Source organism: Nonomuraea helvata (assembly GCF_039535785.1).
Classification (GTDB): domain Bacteria; phylum Actinomycetota; class Actinomycetes; order Streptosporangiales; family Streptosporangiaceae; genus Nonomuraea; species Nonomuraea helvata.
Window position 1 is genome coordinate 165,143 of sequence record NZ_BAAAXV010000002.1, and the last position, 18,521, is coordinate 183,663.

At 68.2% G+C, this 18,521-nt stretch carries 15 protein-coding genes; 10 read left to right on the top strand and 5 right to left on the bottom strand.

Annotation, left to right across the window (positions count from 1 at the left end; genetic code table 11):
* The first annotated feature begins 16 nt into the window (after window positions 1–16).
* On the top strand, window positions 17–2,293 hold the full coding sequence (gene katG / locus ABD830_RS16675; protein WP_344988019.1) for a catalase/peroxidase HPI: 2,277 nt from the start codon (window positions 17–19) through the stop codon (window positions 2,291–2,293).
* A gap of 82 nt (window positions 2,294–2,375) precedes the next feature.
* Here the strand turns inward: katG and ABD830_RS16680 are convergent, their stop codons facing one another.
* Window positions 2,376–3,221 carry an aldo/keto reductase gene (locus ABD830_RS16680; RefSeq protein ID WP_344988021.1) on the bottom strand — a complete coding sequence of 282 codons (846 nt, stop codon included), beginning with the start codon at window positions 3,219–3,221 and terminating at the stop codon, window positions 2,376–2,378.
* The gene (locus ABD830_RS16685; protein ID WP_344988023.1) at window positions 3,194–3,364 is read right to left on the bottom strand and encodes a hypothetical protein; all 171 of its coding nucleotides are present in this window, start codon (window positions 3,362–3,364) and stop codon (window positions 3,194–3,196) included. Before ABD830_RS16685 ends, ABD830_RS16680 begins: the two co-directional genes overlap by 28 nt.
* Before the next feature lie 115 nt (window positions 3,365–3,479).
* Here ABD830_RS16685 and ABD830_RS16690 point away from each other — a divergent pair, with 115 nt between their 5' ends.
* On the top strand, window positions 3,480–4,496 hold the full coding sequence (locus tag ABD830_RS16690; protein WP_344988025.1) for a hypothetical protein: 1,017 nt from the start codon (window positions 3,480–3,482) through the stop codon (window positions 4,494–4,496).
* Window positions 4,497–4,592: 96 nt separating this feature from the next.
* Here the strand turns inward: ABD830_RS16690 and ABD830_RS16695 are convergent, their stop codons facing one another.
* Window positions 4,593–5,207 carry a TetR/AcrR family transcriptional regulator gene (locus ABD830_RS16695; protein WP_344988027.1) on the bottom strand — a complete coding sequence of 205 codons (615 nt, stop codon included), beginning with the start codon at window positions 5,205–5,207 and terminating at the stop codon, window positions 4,593–4,595.
* A gap of 70 nt (window positions 5,208–5,277) precedes the next feature.
* Here ABD830_RS16695 and ABD830_RS16700 point away from each other — a divergent pair, with 70 nt between their 5' ends.
* The 5 genes from ABD830_RS16700 to ABD830_RS16720 all read left to right on the top strand — a co-directional run bounded on the left by ABD830_RS16700 (window position 5,278) and on the right by ABD830_RS16720 (window position 10,925).
* Window positions 5,278–6,351, top strand: a complete 1,074-nt coding sequence (locus ABD830_RS16700) for a hypothetical protein (protein ID WP_344988029.1) — start codon at window positions 5,278–5,280, stop codon at window positions 6,349–6,351.
* A 494-nt stretch (window positions 6,352–6,845) separates the two neighbouring features.
* Complete coding sequence (locus ABD830_RS16705; RefSeq protein ID WP_344988031.1) at window positions 6,846–7,730, top strand: fructosamine kinase family protein; 885 nt, start codon at window positions 6,846–6,848, stop codon at window positions 7,728–7,730.
* 583 nt (window positions 7,731–8,313) lie between these two features.
* Complete coding sequence (locus tag ABD830_RS16710) at window positions 8,314–9,540, top strand: IS110 family RNA-guided transposase (RefSeq protein WP_344988033.1); 1,227 nt, start codon at window positions 8,314–8,316, stop codon at window positions 9,538–9,540.
* A 362-nt stretch (window positions 9,541–9,902) separates the two neighbouring features.
* The gene (locus ABD830_RS16715; RefSeq protein WP_344988035.1) at window positions 9,903–10,334 is read left to right on the top strand and encodes a cellulose binding domain-containing protein; all 432 of its coding nucleotides are present in this window, start codon (window positions 9,903–9,905) and stop codon (window positions 10,332–10,334) included.
* A 90-nt stretch (window positions 10,335–10,424) separates the two neighbouring features.
* Window positions 10,425–10,925: a hypothetical protein gene (locus ABD830_RS16720; protein WP_344988037.1), complete on the top strand. Its 501-nt coding sequence runs from the start codon at window positions 10,425–10,427 to the stop codon at window positions 10,923–10,925.
* 66 nt (window positions 10,926–10,991) lie between these two features.
* Here ABD830_RS16720 and ABD830_RS16725 read toward each other — a convergent pair whose 3' ends face one another.
* Window positions 10,992–12,320 (bottom strand): alpha/beta hydrolase, encoded by a 1,329-nt coding sequence (locus ABD830_RS16725; RefSeq protein ID WP_344988039.1) that lies wholly within the window; start codon window positions 12,318–12,320, stop codon window positions 10,992–10,994.
* 68 nt (window positions 12,321–12,388) lie between these two features.
* Here ABD830_RS16725 and ABD830_RS16730 point away from each other — a divergent pair, with 68 nt between their 5' ends.
* The 3 genes from ABD830_RS16730 (at window position 12,389) to ABD830_RS16740 (ending at window position 17,422) form a co-directional block, all read left to right on the top strand.
* Window positions 12,389–12,964, top strand: coding sequence for a TetR/AcrR family transcriptional regulator (locus ABD830_RS16730; RefSeq protein WP_344988041.1), 576 nt, complete (start codon window positions 12,389–12,391; stop codon window positions 12,962–12,964).
* Window positions 12,965–13,244: 280 nt separating this feature from the next.
* The gene (locus ABD830_RS16735) at window positions 13,245–16,319 is read left to right on the top strand and encodes a CARDB domain-containing protein (RefSeq protein ID WP_344988043.1); all 3,075 of its coding nucleotides are present in this window, start codon (window positions 13,245–13,247) and stop codon (window positions 16,317–16,319) included.
* Between the two features lie 599 nt (window positions 16,320–16,918).
* Window positions 16,919–17,422, top strand: coding sequence for an inclusion body family protein (locus ABD830_RS16740; RefSeq protein WP_344988045.1), 504 nt, complete (start codon window positions 16,919–16,921; stop codon window positions 17,420–17,422).
* Between the two features lie 381 nt (window positions 17,423–17,803).
* Here ABD830_RS16740 and ABD830_RS16745 read toward each other — a convergent pair whose 3' ends face one another.
* Complete coding sequence (locus tag ABD830_RS16745; RefSeq protein ID WP_344988047.1) at window positions 17,804–18,214, bottom strand: transposase domain-containing protein; 411 nt, start codon at window positions 18,212–18,214, stop codon at window positions 17,804–17,806.
* Between the last annotated feature and the right edge of the window lie 307 nt (window positions 18,215–18,521).

Consider the following 18,521-nt stretch of genomic DNA (forward strand, 5'->3'; position numbering starts at 1 on the left):
GTTCGGAAGGAAGCAGATGAGCGACACCCAGGACAACGGCCCCTCCAGCGCGCAGGGCGTGGACGAGAAGGCGGCGGCCGGCTGCCCGGTCGCGCATGACTCCGTGACCGCGCGTGGCAGCGAGAGCGAGAACCCGGCGATCGACTCGCCGACTCCGAAGACCGGCGGTCGTCCGCGCACGAACCGGGACTGGTGGCCCAACCAGCTCGACCTCTCGGTGTTGCGCGCGCACTCGTCCAAGGGCAACCCGCTGGCAGAGGGCTTCAGCTACGCCAAGGAGTTCGAGAAGCTCGACGTCGAGGCCCTCAAGCAGGACATCACCGAGGTGCTCACCACCTCGCAGGACTGGTGGCCGGCCGACTTCGGCCACTACGGCGGCCTCATGATCCGGATGAGCTGGCACGCCGCGGGCACCTACCGCATCCACGACGGCCGCGGCGGGGCCGGTGACGGCGCTCAGCGTTTCGCCCCGCTCAACAGCTGGCCCGACAACGCCAACCTGGACAAGGCCCGCCGGCTGCTGTGGCCGGTCAAGCAGAAGTACGGGCAGAAGATCTCCTGGGCCGACCTGCTCGTCCTCGCCGGCAACGTCGCCCTGGAGTCGATGGGATTCAAGACCTTCGGCTTCGGCTTCGGCCGCGAGGACGTCTGGGAGCCTGAGGAGATCATCTGGGGTCCGGAGGACGCCTGGCTCGGCGACGAGCGCTACGTCACCGACACCGAGATGGTGCCGAACGTCGGCGCGACCGAGATGGGTCTGATCTACGTCAACCCGGAGGGTCCCCGCGGCAACGCGGACCCGGCCGCGGCGGCGCATTTCATCCGCGAGACCTTCGGGCGGATGGCGATGAACGACGAGGAGACCGTCGCGCTCATCGCCGGCGGCCACACGTTCGGCAAGACCCACGGCGCCGGCGTCGCGGACGACCACGTGGGGCCGGAGCCCGAGGGCGCGCCGCTGGAGGCGCAGGGTCTGGGCTGGCTGAGCACCCACGGCACCGGCAAGGGCGCTGACACGATCACCAGCGGTCTCGAGGTGACGTGGACCGACCGGCCGACGCAGTGGAGCAACCGTTTCTTCGAGATCCTCTTCGGCTACGAGTGGGAGCTCACCACGAGCCCCGGCGGCGCGAAGCAGTGGGTCGCGAAGGACGCCGAGGCGATCATCCCGGACGCCCACGACCCGTCCAAGAAGCACAAGCCGACGATGCTCACGACCGACCTGTCGCTGCGCGTCGACCCGGCGTACCAGAAGATCTCTCTCCGCTTCCTGGAGAACCCGGACGAGTTCGCGCTGGCCTTCGCCAAGGCCTGGCACAAGCTGCTGCACCGCGACATGGGTCCGGTCAGCCGCTTCCTCGGACCGTGGGTCCCCGAGCCCCAGCTGTGGCAGGACCCGGTGCCGGCCGTCGACCACGAGCTCGTGGGTGACGCCGACATCGCCGCCCTGAAGGCGAAGGTCCTGGAGTCCGGCCTCACGACCGCCCAGCTGGTCTCCACCGCCTGGGCCTCCGCCGCGAGCTTCCGGTCCACCGACAAGCGCGGCGGCGCCAACGGCGCCCGGATCCGCCTCGAGCCGCAGCGCAGCTGGGAGGTCAACCAGCCCGAGCAGCTCGCGACGGTGCTGGGCACCCTCGAGGGCATCCAGCGCGAGTTCAACGAGGCCGGCGGCGCGAAGATCTCGCTCGCCGACCTGATCGTGCTGGCCGGCTCGGCCGCCGTCGAGAAGGCGGCACGCGATGCCGGGGTGGCGGTGACGGTGCCGTTCCGCCCGGGCCGCACCGACGCCACGCAGGAGCAGACCGACGTCGAGTCCTTCGGCGTCCTCGAGCCGCGGGCCGACGGGTTCCGCAACTACCTGCGTGCCGGCGAGAAGGCCCAGCCTGAGGTGCTCCTCGTCGACCGTGCCTACATGCTCAACCTGACCCCGCCGGAGATGACCGTCCTGATCGGCGGCCTGCGTTCCCTCGGAGCCAACTTCGGGGCCACGCGGCACGGCGTCCTCACCGACCGGCCCGGCGTGCTCACCAACGACTTCTTCGCCAACCTGCTCTCCCCGGGCACCCGGTGGAAGGCGTCGGAGTCCGAGGAGCACGTGTACGAGATCCGTGACGTGGCCACCGACGAGGTGAAGTGGACCGCCACCGCGGTCGACCTCATCTTCGGCTCCAACTCCCAGCTGCGAGCCCTCGCGGAGGTGTACGCCAGCCAGGACGCGCGGGACACGTTCGTGACCGACTTCGTGGCGGCCTGGACCAAGGTCATGGAGCTCGACCGGTTCGACCTCACCTGACCCTGTCTCCACCCGACGAGCCCGGCCGATCCACCGTGATCGGCCGGGCTCCTCCGTCATTGGGTCCGGACGACGTGAAACCTCAGCGGGGGTGCCGCTGCAGCACCTCGTCGACCTGCGCCAGCTGCGCCGCCTCCAGCGGCCCGTGCAGCAGCGTGCCGGCGTTCTGCTCGGCGTGGCCGACCGTCTTGATGCCGGGGATCGGCACCGTGCGCCCACTGCGGGCCAGCAGCCAGCCGAGGGCGCCCTGGGCGAGGGTACGGCCGCCGGAGGTCAGGATGTCGCGGATCGCGTCCAGCATGGCGAGGAACTCCGGAGCGGGCCGGCCGTCCTTGAAGAAGGTCATCCACGCCGGGGAGTCGCCGCGTGCGTCGTCCGTCGGCAGCCGCGAGTCCGGGCCGTACTTGCCGGTGAGCAGCCCCATCGCCAGCGGCCCCCGGTTGACGGAGGCGAGCTCATGGGTGTCGCACACCGCCAGCATCGCCGGGGCGTCGTGCAGGACGTTGAGGTTGTGCTGCACGGCGGCGCAGTGCGGCCCCTTCGCGAACGCGGCCACCCGTTCGGGATCGTCGGTGCTCCAGCCGTAGGCCCGGATCAGGCCCTCGTCGACGAGCTCCTCCAGCGTGGCGACCATCTCGTCCACCCGCTCCATCGGCGCGTCCGCGACGTGCAGCTGGTAGAGGTCGATGTGATCGGTGCCCAGCCGCTCCAGCGACGCCCGGCACGCCTGCCGGATGTATCCGGGCGAGATGTCCTGGCCGGTGAGCGCCCGCGCCGCCGCGTCGAAGGTGAGGCCGAACTTGGTCGCGATCACGACCTCGTCCCACCGTCCGGACAGCGCCCTCCCGAGCACCCGCTCGCTGTGTCCGGTGCCGTACACGTCGGCCGTGTCGAAGAAGGTCACTCCCAGGTCGAGCGCCCGATGCACGGCACCGACTCCTCGTCGTCCACCTGCCCCCATCCGGCCGGCTTGCCACGGGCCATGAAGGGTCCCCCGATCGCCCACGCCCCGAACCCGATCGCACTCACCCGCAAGCCGCTACGCCCCAACGTCCGGAACGAATCACTCATCTCGCACTCTCCCTGACTTCGCGGAAACGACTCCGAGGAAGGCTGCCAGCTGGAGCGGACTCCAGGTCAAGGACGTCGATCATCGACTCGCGACGATCATCGCTACCCTTCGACAATGTCATTCCATCACCGATCGCTCGGCGTGGTGGCGCTCGCGACAGCCGCGCTGCTCACCACGCCCTCGATCGCGCAGGCGCACGAAGCGCCCACGGCCGCGGCGGAGCGGGTCTTACGGGTCTACAACAACAACATCGAGAACCTGGTGAGGAACAACGCCGACGGCACGTGCACCCGGATCTCGGGCCCGGACCACCTGACGTCGATGCTCGTCGACGACAACGGCAAGACGGGCACCTCCGGCGTGAAGGCTCCCGATCTCCTCATCGTGCAGCAGGTGCGTGGCACTGGACAGGCCACGGCCTACGCCGACCAACTCGGGGCCAAGTTCGGCTATCCGGCGGGCACCTACAAGGCGCTCGTGCCGTGGGACGACCCCGAGGAGTGGGGCAGTTCGCACAACTGCAGCCAGCAGGCGCTCGGCGACCTGAAGAAGAAGCAGACCAACGCCATCGTCTACAACACCAGAACGCTGAGCCTCGCGGCGGGTGACATCTCCAAGTACTGGAGCGCGGGCTGGTTGAAGCCCGGAACGGCGTACAACGGCGGGGCCGGGTGCACGCTGTACAAGCCGCCGGACAGCGACGACGGCGCCACCAACGCCTACAAATGGAAGCGCACCAGCGCTCTCGCGGCAAGGTTCACGATCAAGGAGACGGGGACGACAGTCTTCGCCGCGACGATGCACCTCCCGGAGCAGAACGGCGCGAACGCCTGCGCGGGCGCGGGCGACACGGGCATCGCGGGCTCCGGCATCCACGTCGGCGCGGACGCCACGAGCTTGATGAACGCGTCGACGATCCGCGTGATCGGGATCGACGCGAACCGCACGAACATCGCCTCCACCACACTCGGCGGCTTCGGCATGACCGGCTATGGAGCCAAGGCGACCGACGGGTCCAGGAAGATCGACTACCTCTTCGTCAAGGGCGCCGTGCGGCCGTCGAGCATTGATCACACGGTCGGCAGTACGAAGTCGAACCATCTCGCGCTGTACGGGTTCATCGAGTACTGAACCCCTGTGGCGCCCGTGAACGCCGAAGCGGGGCGGCCCCGGCTCGACGGGACCGCCCCGCAGTAAGTGCGGGCCTCACTCGCCGAACGTGACCCATCACAGCGATTCCAGGCCGCGCATCGCGATGTCCACGGCCCTCCCGGTCGACGCCAGATACTCCTGCTCGGCCTCGCCGTGCATCTCCAGGCTGGCCAGCCCAGCCGCCTGCACCGCACCCATGAACGCGCCGGTCGCCGCCGCGGCGCTGATGGGATCCAGCCGGTCAGGGAAGGCCTTCAGCAACGCGTCGGCGATCCGGCGTTGCGCGTCGAACATCACGTGCAGGGCCTTGGCCTGTACGGCGGGCACGATCGCGAGCAGCCTCTGGTAGAGATCCTTCAGCTCCGGGTTGTCGGTCCACGGCCCCTGGGTGAGGTAGTGGGCGATGACGCGGTCGTAGGTCCTGCGCAGCACCTGCGGCACCGTGTCGTCCGGCGCCCGGTCGGCGATCACCTCCAGTGCCAGCCCGTAGTACCGCTCGACGTCGGCGAACAGAACGTGCTCCTTGCTCGGGAAGTAGTTGAAGAACGTCTTGGTGGCCACGTCCGCCGCAGCGGCGATCTGCGCGCCGGTGGTCTGTTCGTAGCCCTGCTCGGTGAACAGCCGGATTGCCGTGCGGATGAGCAGGTGCCTGGTCTCTCGCTTCTTGCGTTCGCGCCGCGTCTCCTCCATAGCTGCAATCTTACACCAGAAGATATTTACACTGTTGTATGTTTGCACACAGTGGTGGTATGCAGGAGCAATGATCCAAGGAGCATTACTGCCTCGCCTGGCACCCGCGATCGGACTGTTCTTCCTGGCACCCCTGACCGCCGAGTACCTGATGGGCAACGCACCGATCACCCACGTCCAGAACCTGCTCGGCCTGGCCCCCCTTTACGGCGGCGGCGCTCTCCTCATCCGTGAATTCGCCCGCCGCACCGGACGCGGCTGGCCCACCATGATGACCCTCGCACTGGCCTACGGCATGATCGAGGAGGCCTACGTCACCCAGACGCTGTGGGACTCGAACTGGGTGGTCGGCGCGCACACCCTCGAATACGGCTTCATCCCCGCGCTCGGCCTCGCCGGACCATGGACGCTGTTCATGGTCGGCGTGCACACGGTCTTCAGCATCAGCGCACCGATCGCGGTCGCGGAGACCCTCGCCGGCTCGCGGCGCACCACGCCATGGCTGGGCAAGGCCGGCCTCACCATCACGGGCGTGCTGTACGCGGTCGTCGCCCTGGGCGCGGGCATCGCCCAAGCCGTCTACGGCCACCATGCCTCCGCGCCCCAGCTCATCGGCGCCGCTGTCGTCATCGCCGCGATCATCGTCGTCGGCGTCCGCCTCCCCAGGCGCACCACCGACCTCACCCCGCTGCCCGGCCGCGCCCCCAGCCCGTGGGTCGCCGGTGCCCTCGCCATGGTCGCCGGAGCGGTCTTCGTGCTGCTGTACGCGGTCGACCCCACCGGCTTCACGCCCTGGCTGGCGGAGGCGATCCCCCTCCCGGCGTGGCTCAGCGTGATCATCTATCTGGCCCTGTTCGTCACCGTCGCCACGATGGTGGTCCGCTGGTCACACCGCGCCGGCTGGTCGCAGGCCCACCGGCTGGCACTCGCCGGCGGCGCCATGCTGACCTACGCCTGGCACTCCTTCCCGCAGAGGAACATCACCCCGACGGTGCCGCCCACCCGACCGACCAGCCTGGCGGAAGACCTGACCAGCAACGCCATCCTCACCGCGGGCGCGGTGGCCCTGCTGCTGGTCGCCGCCCTGCGGCTCCGTCAACCATCGTCCACCGGTACGGGGGACGTTCAGCAGAGCCAGCGATAAAGGGCCGGACAGCACCGCGCTCGCCGGGACCTGGCCGCTGCGCACGCGCGGCTTGCCGTAGGTGAGGCGGGTCAGCGCGCGCCCGGCTGTGGCGCTTGTTGCCGGCCGGCGACCGTGGCCGCCTCCTGCCAGCAGTGCCGCCGCGTTGGCCGGGGTCGCACCGCCGTCGGCACCGGTCAGGACGGCGACTGCGGCGACGGGCTGCCGTCAGCCAGGCAGTCGGCGTGGTCTCGAACCCCGCCGGGGGTGACGACGCAGAAGCCGCGGCCGCCAGGGTGGGGTGACAGCGGCAGCGGGCCTGGATGGAGGTCTTCTCGTCCGCGCTGATGACGTACTCGTCCGTCTGAGGGGTTCGCCCCGGCCAGGTGCGGGCGTACAGGTCCAGCACGCGGCTCGCCTCGGGTGCGAAAGGGCACAGCCGGTACCAATGAGTGAGCCGCCGCTGGCTCGGCCCTTATTACCATGACGCGTGACCAGCAGAGAGGAGCACACCCGTGACAGACGCGACGTCCTTCCTGCTCGAACGCCTACACGCGGCCGGTCTGACCGACGTCGTCGCGGTCGAGCCAGCCACTGGAGGCCTCGCCGCGACCGCGGGGCTCGCGCGCCGCGGTGACGGCACGTCGGTGTTCGTCAAGGCATTCGGCGAGCCGCCGTCGGACCACGCCTTCGCCGCGGAGGCCGAAGGGCTCACCGTGCTCCGCGAGGCGGGCAGTGTCGCCACGCCCGAGATCATCCTCGCGGACCGCGACCTGCTCGTGCTGTCCGCGCTGCAGCCCCGGCCGGACACTGAGGCCTTCTGGGAGCAGCTCGCGCATGCGCTCGCCCACCTGCACACCACCACGCGGTCCTCCCGATTCGGGTGGCATCGGGACAACTGGCTGGGCCGTCGTCGGCAGATCAACACCTGGGATGACGACGGGTACCAGTTCTTCGCCCAGCACCGTCTGCTGCGCTGGCTCGGCGAACGTCGCGTCCAGGAGGCGCTCGACGTCGCGGACCGAGCGGCGCTGGAGCGGCTGTGCGACCGGCTGCCCGAGCTGCTGCCGGTCAGCCCCGCGTGCCTGACGCACGGCGACCTGTGGGCGCTGAACGTCATGGCCACCCCCGACGGGCGGCCCGCGCTGATCGACCCCGCCGTGTCGTACACGTGGGCCGAGGTCGACCTGGCCCACCTGTGGACGACGGCGCCGCCGCCCGAGGCGCACGTGTTCTTCGAGCTGTACGCCGAGCTGACCGGGCTCGACCGCGACTGGCGCGAACGCATGCCGATCCTCCAGTTGCGCCAGCACCTGGCCGTGATCGCCCAGTTCGACCCCGACTGGGGCGCCGCCGATCTCGTGCGCGCCACGCTCGCCCCGTTCCGGCAGCGGCCCTGAGATCAGCTGATAGCCGCCGCACGACACCGGCTCCGGAGCCAACCCTCGAAGGACTTCCGGAGCCGACCACTTGGTCACCGTAACTTCGGCAGGCCGGACCAATGAATTGTTGTTCGTTTATGGACGTGCGTCCGGCAGGATTCGAACCTAATGACTCCGTACGAACCCGAGTTTCGCCTACTCGGGCACTCGCCTCAGATGCCTAGATTCGAATCGGAGCTTGACTCCTGACCGCAGGCCGTGCGTATGGGGCGAGGGTCTGGCGGGTGGCGGTCGGCGGGGACCGAGCCAATGCCTGAGTCGATACCGGACCTGGAGTCCTGTGCTAAGGCCGTGCACCTCGGTCTCTCTCGATCGCCGCCCGTCAGTCGCTTCTTTTGGTCAAGATCGTGGCGTGAGCCAGTCGCAGGAGACACCGCTCGTATCTACCCGGGCGCTGGAGCCCTTGCGCAGAACGCGGACCTGCGGCGGGCTGGGGCCACGAACTGCTGATCGGATGTCGAGCCGTCGAGCTCTCTCATTAGGGCGTGGCGTGCCCCTTGCGCGGCTCACCTGAGCCAAGGATCGAACGAAGGAGGCGCCGGTGACGGTGACATGCGGAATCGACTGGAGCGAAAGGCACCACGACGTCGCTCTGGTCGATGAAAGCGGCAAGCTGGTGGCCAAGCGGCGCATCAGCGACGATGCCCACGGCTGGCGGGTCCTGGTCGAGCTGCTGGCCGAGCACGGCGACCATCCCGACAACCCGATCCCCGTCGCGATCGAAACCGGGCGTGGACTGCTGGTGTCCTGCCTGCGGGCCACCGGGCGCAAGGTGTATGCGATCAACCCGCTGGCCGTGGCCCGTTACCGCGAACGCCACACCGTCGCCCGCGCCAAGTCCGACCACGCCGACGCCATGACCTTGGCCAACATCCTGCGCGTGGACGCGGCCTGCCACCGGCCGCTGCCCCAGGACTCCGAGCTGGTCCAGGCGATCGCCGTGCTGGCCCGCGCGCAACAAGACGCCGTCTGGAGCCGTCAGCAGCTGGCCAACCAGCTGCGATCCCTGCTGCGCGAATACTTCCCCGCGGCATTGCAGGCCTTCCACGTCAAGAACATCGGCCTGACTTCCCGCGAAGCCCGCACCATCCTGCAGGCGGCGCCGACGCCCACCGCGGCCGCCAAGCTCACCGCCCGCAGGTTGCACGCCCTGCTGCGCGCCTCGGGCCGGCAGCGCAACATCGCCACCTGGGCCGACCGGCTGCAGGCGCTGTTCGGTGAAGAACACCTTCGCCAGCTCCCACTGGTCGAAGAAGCGCTCGGCCGCCAGGCCCAGGCGCTGCTGCTCCAGCTGGATGCAGCATGCCGCGCCGCTGACGATCTCGCCGACGCCACCAACGAGGCCTTCCACCAGCACCCGGATGCGGCCGTCATCACCAGCTTCCCGGGCCTGGCCGATCTCACCGGCGCCCGGGTACTCGCCGAACTCGGCGACGACCGCTCCCGCTTCGCCGACGCCCGCGCGCTGAAGGCCTACGCCGGCGCAGCCCCGATCACCCGCGCCTCAGGCAAAAGCCTGGTCGTCCACCACCGCAAAGTGAAGAATCAGCGCCTGGCCGCCGCCGGCTACCTCTGGGCCTTCGCATCCCTACGAGCACCAGGCCCCAGAGCCCACTACGACCGGCGACGCGCCGAAGGCGAGCGACACTCCAGCGCGCTACGCAACACCTTCAACCGGCTGCTCGGCTGCCTTCACCACTGCCTGCAAAAGGGCGTGACCTACAACGAGGATGCCGCCTTCCCACCACGATCGAAGGCCATGGCTTGACAACTTAGGCAGATCGGATGTCTGCACGTTCCGGCTCCTTAGGCCGGTGCCTCTCCCGTTGGGCTACGGACGCTCTGAACAGCAAAAAGCCGCCCCTTGAATACCCGGCGGCCTGCGATCATCCGCTGCGGACCTCACCCAGGGGCCGACCGGCGAAGACTGGGCTCCAGCTTTCGCGCGAGGATTTCGAAACGCAGGGCCGGCCTTTCTCCGTATCGTTTTCCTGAGTGGACGAAAGACATTAGCGGGCGGCAAGGCGGCGTGCCACTTATGTGCGCGGCACTCCTGTTGACAAGGGTCTGGCAGCGGCTCATGATCGCGATCGAGACGCTCTCCGCATCTCGTCGGAGAAAGGCGAAACCATGCGCTTTGCGAGACGACTGGCGGGCGACGCACTGGCCGCCCTGCTCCTCCTCCCCCTCATGGGCGGGCCGGCCGCGGCCTCCTCGACTTTGCTGACGGGGCCGTGCCTGGTGACGTACACGGTGTCGGTGTGGGCGACCGGGTTCTCGGCCGACGTCGCCGTCACCAACCGCAGCGTTCCGCTGCCCAACGGGGTGGTCACGCTGATCCTGGACGACGGCCAGCGGCCCTCTGTCTGGTGGGGCGCCAACACCAGCATCGGAGGCTCGGATCCGCATATGACGTTCACGCTGCCGGCGTTCCATCCGGACGTGGCGATCGGCGAGACGTACCACTTCGGGTACAACGCGACCTACACCGGCGCGTACGACCACGCATACGCCTTCAGGCTGGGCGGCCAGCTCTGCGACATCGAGTACGTCACCCTGTGATCATCGCGGTCTGAGCCGCTCGGTGATCTCCGGCCAGGCGGTGACGTCGGCGCGCTGTGGCTCTCCCTCGAGCACCAGCCCCTGCTCCTCGTGCTCGCGGCGGGCTGCGGTTCCGTCCGAGCGCCGGGCACTGCCGACGGGTTCACCGGCCGCGCCAGTGAGGTCGCCGAACACTGGCAGAGTTCGGCGGAGCGCGGGCCTTGGATCGAGGGGTTCGTCCCGCTGCGGAACCTGACCCTGGAGCCCGATTGGGGACGCATGCCCCGGCGGGTCGGGCGGATCATGATCAACAGCGCCTGGAAGCTGGAGAACGAGCTCTCGGCCGAGGTGCCCGCCCCGGTCGAGCTGCGCTGGGCCGACGGGAGCACGCTGAGTGTGCCGGTCCTGGCGCCCACAGCCGCCTACGCCGGGCTGACCAGGCCCAAGTCCTTCGTCGACGAGGAGTGCCCGGCCGACAAGGGCTGCCCGCCGCTGCGTGTGATCGCGGTGGCGAGGGGCGAGGCCACGATGCCCAGCAGCGGGGTGCCCCTGCTACCGCAGAGCGTTGTCTACCTGGTCGAGTTCCGGAACTACGACCCGCGCCGCTCTTAGTCGTGATCGGCCGGCATCTTGGACATCGCACTGTCAGGCCGGGCTGTCAAGATCCGCGCGCGGAGGTCACCTGTGATCGCGAAGGAAGGCGGAGATGTCGGCGCGGGTCGGGTAGTTCCTCAGGGGTGCAGGCTCACCCTGGAGAAACGCCGTGATGACGTCGGCGGCGCGCTGGTTGTTGTCGTCGAGGCCGTTCCACATATGGTGTCCGACACCGGGCATGTACTGGGTCCGCTCGACAGCGGGGTCGGCGGCGAGCACGGCGGTCTCCCATTGCCGCACCTGTGACGAGCATTCGGCGATCATCAGCATCGCGGGGGTGCGGGAGCGTTTCAGCTCGGGAGCGATGGAGGGCGAGTCCTTGATCGTCTGCTGGATGCGGAGGCTCGCGGCGACGCTGAAGGAGAAGTTCTCCGCGGTGTTCTCGGCAGGGATGCGGCCGGCGTCCCGCTCGCAGTAGGCGGAGGCGGTGTCACCGCCGAGATCGGCGGCCTTGACCGCGTTGACACCTTCGGCCTGCGTGATAAGGCCGGTGCCGGGCGGGAGGAGCCCGAGTTGGATGAGGCCGAACGCGACGGCGTACCGGGGGATGCGCGTCGCCTGCGGGCCGGTCGGGGCCGGCGCGAGACCGCGCGCGGACGGCCGTCCCGGTCTCCCGCTGATCAGCGCGGTGGGGCCGTCCATGGGGCCGGGTTCGGCGATGATCGCCCGGTGCACGCGGACGGCCACGCTCGGGGTGGCCAGGGCCCGGGTGAGCACGACCGCGCCGGCGGAGAATCCGAGGACGTCGACCGGGCCCTTGTCCAGGCGATCGATGAAGGCGGCCAGGTCGCGTACGGACCTGGAGATCGTGTACTGCTCCATGGGCAGCAGGTCACTCCGTCCGCCGCCGGGCTGCTCATAGGCGTACACGTCGTAGCCCTGCCCGGCCAGGAGTCGCAGGAATCGGTGGTCGAGCACGGAGATGCCGCGGACGGGCCCTCCGTGGAGATACACCAACGGCGTGGGGCGCCGGGGGGCGCCGGCGGCGGGCGGATAGTGGTAGACCGCGACCCGGCTTCCCGTGCTCAAGCTCCAGTGCCCCGTGGCCACGAATGGCAGGTCGGGCGGATACTGCCGCGTCGTGGGGACGGTGGGGACGCAGACCGACGCCGTGAGCACGGCGGCGGCGACCACCGGCGCGAACGGCCACAGCCGGCCCGGCCACCTGCGGCCGCGGCCTCGCCACAGTGCGGCGATGATTCCGGCTCCGAGGGTGGTCAGCCAGGCGGCGAGCCCCGAGCGCGCGCCGTCCGTCAGGACGATCAGCGCGAGGAACAGCCCGGTCAGACCCACGGCGGCGAGCACGGTCAGGATCAGACGGCCGATGAGGCGGAGGGGGACGGCAAGAAGCATCGACAGTTTCCAAACGTTGTTTTGAAACGATGTTTGGAAACGTTAGCAGCTCGGCTAGGCTGGTCGTCGTGGCAAGGCCGAGAACGAACGACGACACCGTGAAGGACCGCCTCATCGAGTGCGCGACCGAGATGTTCGCGACCCGTCCGATGGAGTCGATCACCATCCGCGCCTTGGCCGCCGCTGCCGGGACCGCGACCGCCGCGGTCTACTCGCTGTTCGGCGGCAAGGACGGGCTGATCTCCGCAGTGCGTGACAGAGCGGTCGCCGGACTGTCACAAGATCTTTCGGCGGTGCCGGCCTCCGACGACCCCCTTGCTGACCTCTACGCGCTCGCGGTCGCGTACCGGCGATGGGGACGTGAGCACCGCCACCTCTACACGGTGTTGTTCGGCGGCGTGCAGAGCTTCGACCCGTCCGGCGACGTGGGTGCCGACGATCCCGTCAGGCCGCTCATCGAGGCGATAGATCGCGCTCTGTCGGCTTCCGTGCTCTCGGGCGACACCATCTCCATCGCGCTCTCACTCTGGGTGACCCTGCACGGGCTGGTGACGCTCGAACTGGCCGGGGCCCTCGACACCGCCACGGCCGAGGCCACGTTCCGCTCGACGATCCCCGCCACGTTCCGCGGCTGGGCCGCCTGACCCCGCTCGGCCTTGAGACCCGGCCCAGTGAGCCTCCTGCCGTACCCGCGCCTGCTGACATCTCCGATGGCACGATAGATGGCGGCTGAAAGCGGCGGCTGAGACGCCTGCCGTCGATGCGCACATGCCCAAGCACCCCCGCTTGGGTAGGGGGTACTCAGGCGCCGGACCCCGCCCACGGCGGACGCTTCCTTGTAGCAGCGCTCCAAGGGAGGAAACCATGGGCTTCAGTCGGTTCAGTCGGTTCAGGCGTGAAACGAGAAAACCTTTAACGTTCGCCGTGCTCCTGGCGCTGCTCCTGGCCTGGATCCCGGCGCTTGCCGCCCCCGCAGCCGCAGCCGCCCCCGGCATCAAACTCACCTTCAAGATCGAGTACCTCCGCCAGATCGAAGACCCCGACAGCGGCGGTCTGGGCGACGGCGACTACTACCCCAAGGTCAAGATCGCCGACGGCCCCTTGGAGACCGGCCCGAGAATCGAGGACGACGAGTTCGAACCCTTCGGCCTGCCGGAAGCCCCCAACGGCTGGACCTTTACGAAAGACGACCTCCCGGGCGACAAACCAACCGTGGACATCACGGTCACGCTGTGGGACTGGGACGACGGGCTCAACACCAACGACGACCGGATGGACATCAGCCCCCGGGACCAGGACCTGGAGCTGAACCTCGTCTACGACGTGCGCTCCGGCACGTTGTCGGGCGACGACATCGTCTTCGGCAAGCCCTGCGTCAAGTCCGACGGGCAGACCGCCAAGGGCGAGACCTGCGTCGAGGGCGACGGCGACCACGGATTCCCCCGGAACAACGACGGCCGGATCACCAGAATCGGCATCACCGCCACCGCCGAGATGCCCGACACCGACGGCGACGGCATCCCGGACATCGTCGAACTGACCGGCATCAGGAACCGCAGCGGCGACGTCATCGCTGACCTGCCCACGCTCGGCGCCGACCCGTGCCGCAAGACGATCATCCTGCAGCTCGACTACATGGCCGACACCAACCCGACCACCCGGCACTCTCACCAGCCCAAGCCCGGCGCGATCACCCTGGTCCGCAACACCCTCGACGCCGCTCCCTTCCCGGCCACGAATCCATGCCCCTATCCGGGGACACATCGCGGCGGCATCGACTTCGTCTACATTCCAGGAGCCCAACTCGCCGAACAGCAGCAAATGGGCCTGAACAGCAACGACTACCGGAACGCACGAAACGCCGACTTCCCCGCCGAGCTGGCCCGTTACGCCCACTACGCAATCTTCGCCCACGACCTCCTCGGCGACCCGGGAACCTCGGGCCAGTGCTGCGAACCCACCCGGGACAACAACAAGGACTTCATCGTCACCCTCGGCTCATGGCGGACCATGTGCGTGGCCGACTTCACCCGCGACTACGGCGGCGACGACACCCTGCAAACCACCGCAGGTGGTGACGACGTCACCGTCGGCACCCAGATCCACGTCGGCGACAACCGCCGGTGCGACACGACCAGTGCGCACAGTACCGACATCCAGGTGCTCACCCCCGGCACGGGCGACGCCGACGCGAAGGTCGGCACCGAGCAGGACCAGGCCGGCACCATCCTGCACGAGCTCTTCCACGCCCTGGCCCTGCGGCACGGCGGCGACAACAACGACAACTACAAGCCCAACTACCTCAGCCTCATGAACTACTTCTTCCAGACGGGCATCCCGAACAGCCCGCCGCCGCTGCTGGTCAACCAGCTGCGCGACTGGAAGGTGGGCGCGGTACGTCTAGGCCTGTCCGACGGCAAGCTGCCCCCGCTGACCGAAGGGGGCTTGAACGAGTCTGCGGGTATCAGCGACGGCACGGACTGGACGTTCTGGTGGACCGACAACCTCGCCAACCCGGGCAGCGGTTTCCGTCCGCTCCGGGCGGGCGCCGGCAACGGGCCGCTCAACTGGAACGACAACCGTACGACCGGCACCAACGTCCCGATCATCGACACCAGCAACGTGAGCGTGGACATCAACGCCGGGAACGGTCTGACCACCCTCAGGGATCACGACGACTGGCCCGCGATCAGGTTCCGGGCGCAGTCCCCCGACCGCCTGGGCTGGGCGTGCAGCAGCTGGCCCGCGTCCTCGCCCACCTGCGCCGGGGCCGGTGGCAGCGTGGAGAAGGAACTGGACTTCGCCGCCGTGATCCGCCAGGAGATCTCGTTCTTCAATTTCTATGACCCCGATATCGCCACGAAGAAGACCGTCGACAAGGCCGACGCCGAGCCCGGCGACACCCTCACCTACCCGGTCAAGCTGGACAACATCGGCACTGGCCAAGCAACCGCGATCGTCCTGAAGGACACTCCGCCGACCGGCGACGCTCAAACGCGCCAGGTCGGACAACTGGGCGCAGGTGGTACGAGCACAGAGACGTTCACCTACGAGATCCCCTGCGATACCGAAGACGCCGCCGTGCTGACCAACAAGGCCGAGGTGACCGCGAAGGACCTCGCCGGCGGAGCCGAGGCCAGAACGGACAACAACACCGCGACCGCCTCGACCAAGGTCCACGCCCCCAAACTCACCCTCGAAAAGCACGCGACCGCCACGGTCAACGCCGGTGAGGCGATCACGGTCGACCTGAAGGTCGCCAACGTCGGCAGCGCCAAGGCCACCGGCGTCACCTTGACCGACACGCTCCCGAAGGAGGTCTACTACAGCCAGGCCCTCGACCAAGGCACAGGTCCCCGTCCGACCGAGGTCACCCGCAACGCCGATGGGACGACGACGCTGACGTGGTCGCTGGGCGAAATCACCGCGAGCGCCACCCGGTCCGTGCAGTTCACGGCCAGGCCCAGCCTGCTGTTCACCGCCGGGGACAAGCTGACCGATCAGGCTTCCGTGACGTACGGCAACATCAACGGCTGCGCCTACGAGCCGGTGACCGCGACGGCCACCACGACGGTCACCGAGGTCACGCCCACCCGTGACCCGCGCTCGCACGGCTACTGGAAGACCCACCCGGAGGACCGCACAGCCGAGTTGCTGGCCCGAGTTCAGGCCACTTACCAGCAGTTCGACAGCTCGGGTAACGGGGCACTGGACAACTCAGAGGCCGGGGCCGTGCTCTCGGCGGGTGGTCCGCAGCCAAATCCCGCCACGTTCCAGCTGCTGGCGACCTTGTTCGACCTTGCCGCGCGGCAGATCAACGCCTCCACGCAGATCGACAGCGCGCTCACCCGCAAGCTCGGGACGCGCACGGTCGGAGAAGCCGTCCGGTACGGCTTCGCCACCCTGGCCCTGCCGGTCAACAGCTCGACAGCCCAGCGGTACTCCGACACCACCACCCTGCTAGACGAGATCGTCAACAACAAGAGCGAGGTTTACTGAAGATCCGCGGAAAGCCGTGGCCTTCGGGCCAGGGATGAATGCGGTCGCCGTCTGGGGATGAGCCGCCGCAGGCGGGACAGGAATCCTTGCCTTTGACGGCGGGATGCAGGTCAATGAGTTCAGAAGGGGCCACAGCTACGTGGACCCCTAGCGCCAATGCCGGTTAGTCAACGATCGGGCGTGTGCGTCAATTCAGCGGAAACGGACAACGGAGCTCCTGCTAGAACAGTGTCGACCAAGATCACGGTTCGGCGCGGGAGCTCCGTTGGAAGTTCAATCTGTCATGCCCGGTGAGGTTGTTGTGGCTTCCGGGGCTTTGCTCTCGGTCCTCTCGGGGAGCTGACCCAGCTCATCCCGTTCGAGATGGGCGATGAGGCGTTGCGGGAGACGCGAACGGGGCAGCGGCGGATGGGGCAGGGGGTACTCAGGAACGTATCCCGGCTGCTCATCGCATCGGCGCGAAGCGTTACGCGATAACACGATTCTAGTTGAGCCACATTATGCAGTCTTGACAGCACTTAACGTCAACGATAATTGTGGAGGCGTTCGTCCCACGGTTTACCGTCCTTTTCGTCGGACACGACAGGGAGAATTTCTGCATGTCGGAATTCATCAACGTCCTCATCGCCATCGACGCGGAAACCATTCTCGAAAGGTTCGGCAGGAACAATGATCCGAACGGGCCGACGTCGATCCCCGACAGCAGCAACCTAATCTATATGACCACCAGGCAGAACCAGCTCGGGAGCACACCGGGCAGCGAGTTGACGATCAACGCCTCCCCCATGGACATCATCAGGTGGCGCGAGACGACACTGTCCCTGAATGCCGAGTACACCGGAATCCTCTACAGGTTCAACACCCTGGCCGGGCAGGATCTGATCAGCACCCCCGCACCGAGGTCGGTGATTCTCAGCGAGCCACAACCGAACAGTCACGACCCGTTGAATCCCACCACGCAGAAGATCAACAGCTATTACTGGGAGTGCGAGATCTTGGACACGGGGACGGTTACCTACAACTTCAGCTTCATGATTCTCAATCACAAGGGCGAGAAGCAGGGTTACTACTGCTGGGACCCCTTCATCAATATTCAGCCCTGACCTGCTCAGCAAGGCACTGGAGCGGGCCTTTGGGGTAAAAGGCCGGCGACCCGCGACGGGTCGCCGAGGTGGACGCGCGGCCAGGCCGCGCGTGTCGCCGTGAGGCCGTGCCAATGGCGGCCGGGCCGCGTTGTGTCGCGGCGCAGGCCCGGTTGTCAAGCGCGGGATTCCGTGCGCCCGGCCGCTCACCCCGGCGGCTAACACGCTGCTGGCCCCAATGCGCTTGATCCAGTGCTGACAGTAACGCAGGCGCCACGGTCCTTCCAGGGCTGCGAGGACTCCTTGCCGTTCCACTTGCCTTCGGGGTCCACACCCGAGCGTGGAAGACGAAGGTTGCCCTCGGGATCTGCTCGACCGAGCGGACGTTGACGCCGGGGCCGTTCAGCCAGCGCTTGAGCGCATCCACCTCGGCGGATGACTCCGGCGGTTACTTCTCCGGACTGCGTGATGCGACGACGGCACCCCCGGCGGATCATCCAGCCCGGCCACCAGCCGCGCCCACACCTGCCGGTACTCCATCCCGGCGAACCGCCCCGCCGCCAGCAGCAGATACACCACCACCCGCGACGGCAGAGCCCGCACCCGCCGCTCACGCCCACCCGCCTCGGCCAGCACCGCATCGACCATCTCGAACGGCACGATCCGGGTCAGCTCCCCCACATGACCGGCAGCGAACACCCCGGCCGCAGTCGCGCTCGATGCGGCGATGTCGATAGCGGAGGCCAAGGCGAACCTGGAGACTGTCGGCACAACGGAGATCCAGTTCTTCGACGGATGGTCGTAGAAGATCACCCGTTCTACTGGATCTCCGTTCTCATGTCCCGGGGATCAGCCGAACCTCGGGACACACGCCATCACCCTTAACTTTCTGGCATTGCCCCAAGCGCGGGAAGCGTCACCTGGGTGGCTTCCCGCCCGGCGGTGGCCGCCGCCTCGAGCGCGGCGGCCACCGCCACGCAGTTGCTTGTGCAGCCGATTCGCTGCCCGCCGACTGACTTACGAGCTGCTGCGCCGACGTGGGCGTTCAGCCGGCGAAGGTCACCCTCCTGCGGTGCGGCCGGATCGATCCCTGGCCGATGTCCTTGTGATGCTTGATCAA

Bases quoted from the DNA above. Each gene is read 5' to 3' on its own strand.
- ABD830_RS16740 (WP_344988045.1), top strand. From the start codon at position 16,919: ATGTCGGAATTCATCAACGTCCTCATCGCCATCGACGCGGAAACCATT.
- ABD830_RS16685 (WP_344988023.1), bottom strand. From the start codon at position 3,364: ATGAGTGATTCGTTCCGGACGTTGGGGCGTAGCGGCTTGCGGGTGAGT.
- ABD830_RS16725 (WP_344988039.1), bottom strand. From the start codon at position 12,320: ATGCTTCTTGCCGTCCCCCTCCGCCTCATCGGCCGTCTGATCCTGACC.
- ABD830_RS16700 (WP_344988029.1), top strand. From the start codon at position 5,278: ATGATCCAAGGAGCATTACTGCCTCGCCTGGCACCCGCGATCGGACTG.
- ABD830_RS16690 (WP_344988025.1), top strand. From the start codon at position 3,480: ATGTCATTCCATCACCGATCGCTCGGCGTGGTGGCGCTCGCGACAGCC.
- katG (WP_344988019.1), top strand. From the start codon at position 17: ATGAGCGACACCCAGGACAACGGCCCCTCCAGCGCGCAGGGCGTGGAC.
- ABD830_RS16695 (WP_344988027.1), bottom strand. From the start codon at position 5,207: ATGGAGGAGACGCGGCGCGAACGCAAGAAGCGAGAGACCAGGCACCTG.
- ABD830_RS16715 (WP_344988035.1), top strand. From the start codon at position 9,903: ATGCGCTTTGCGAGACGACTGGCGGGCGACGCACTGGCCGCCCTGCTC.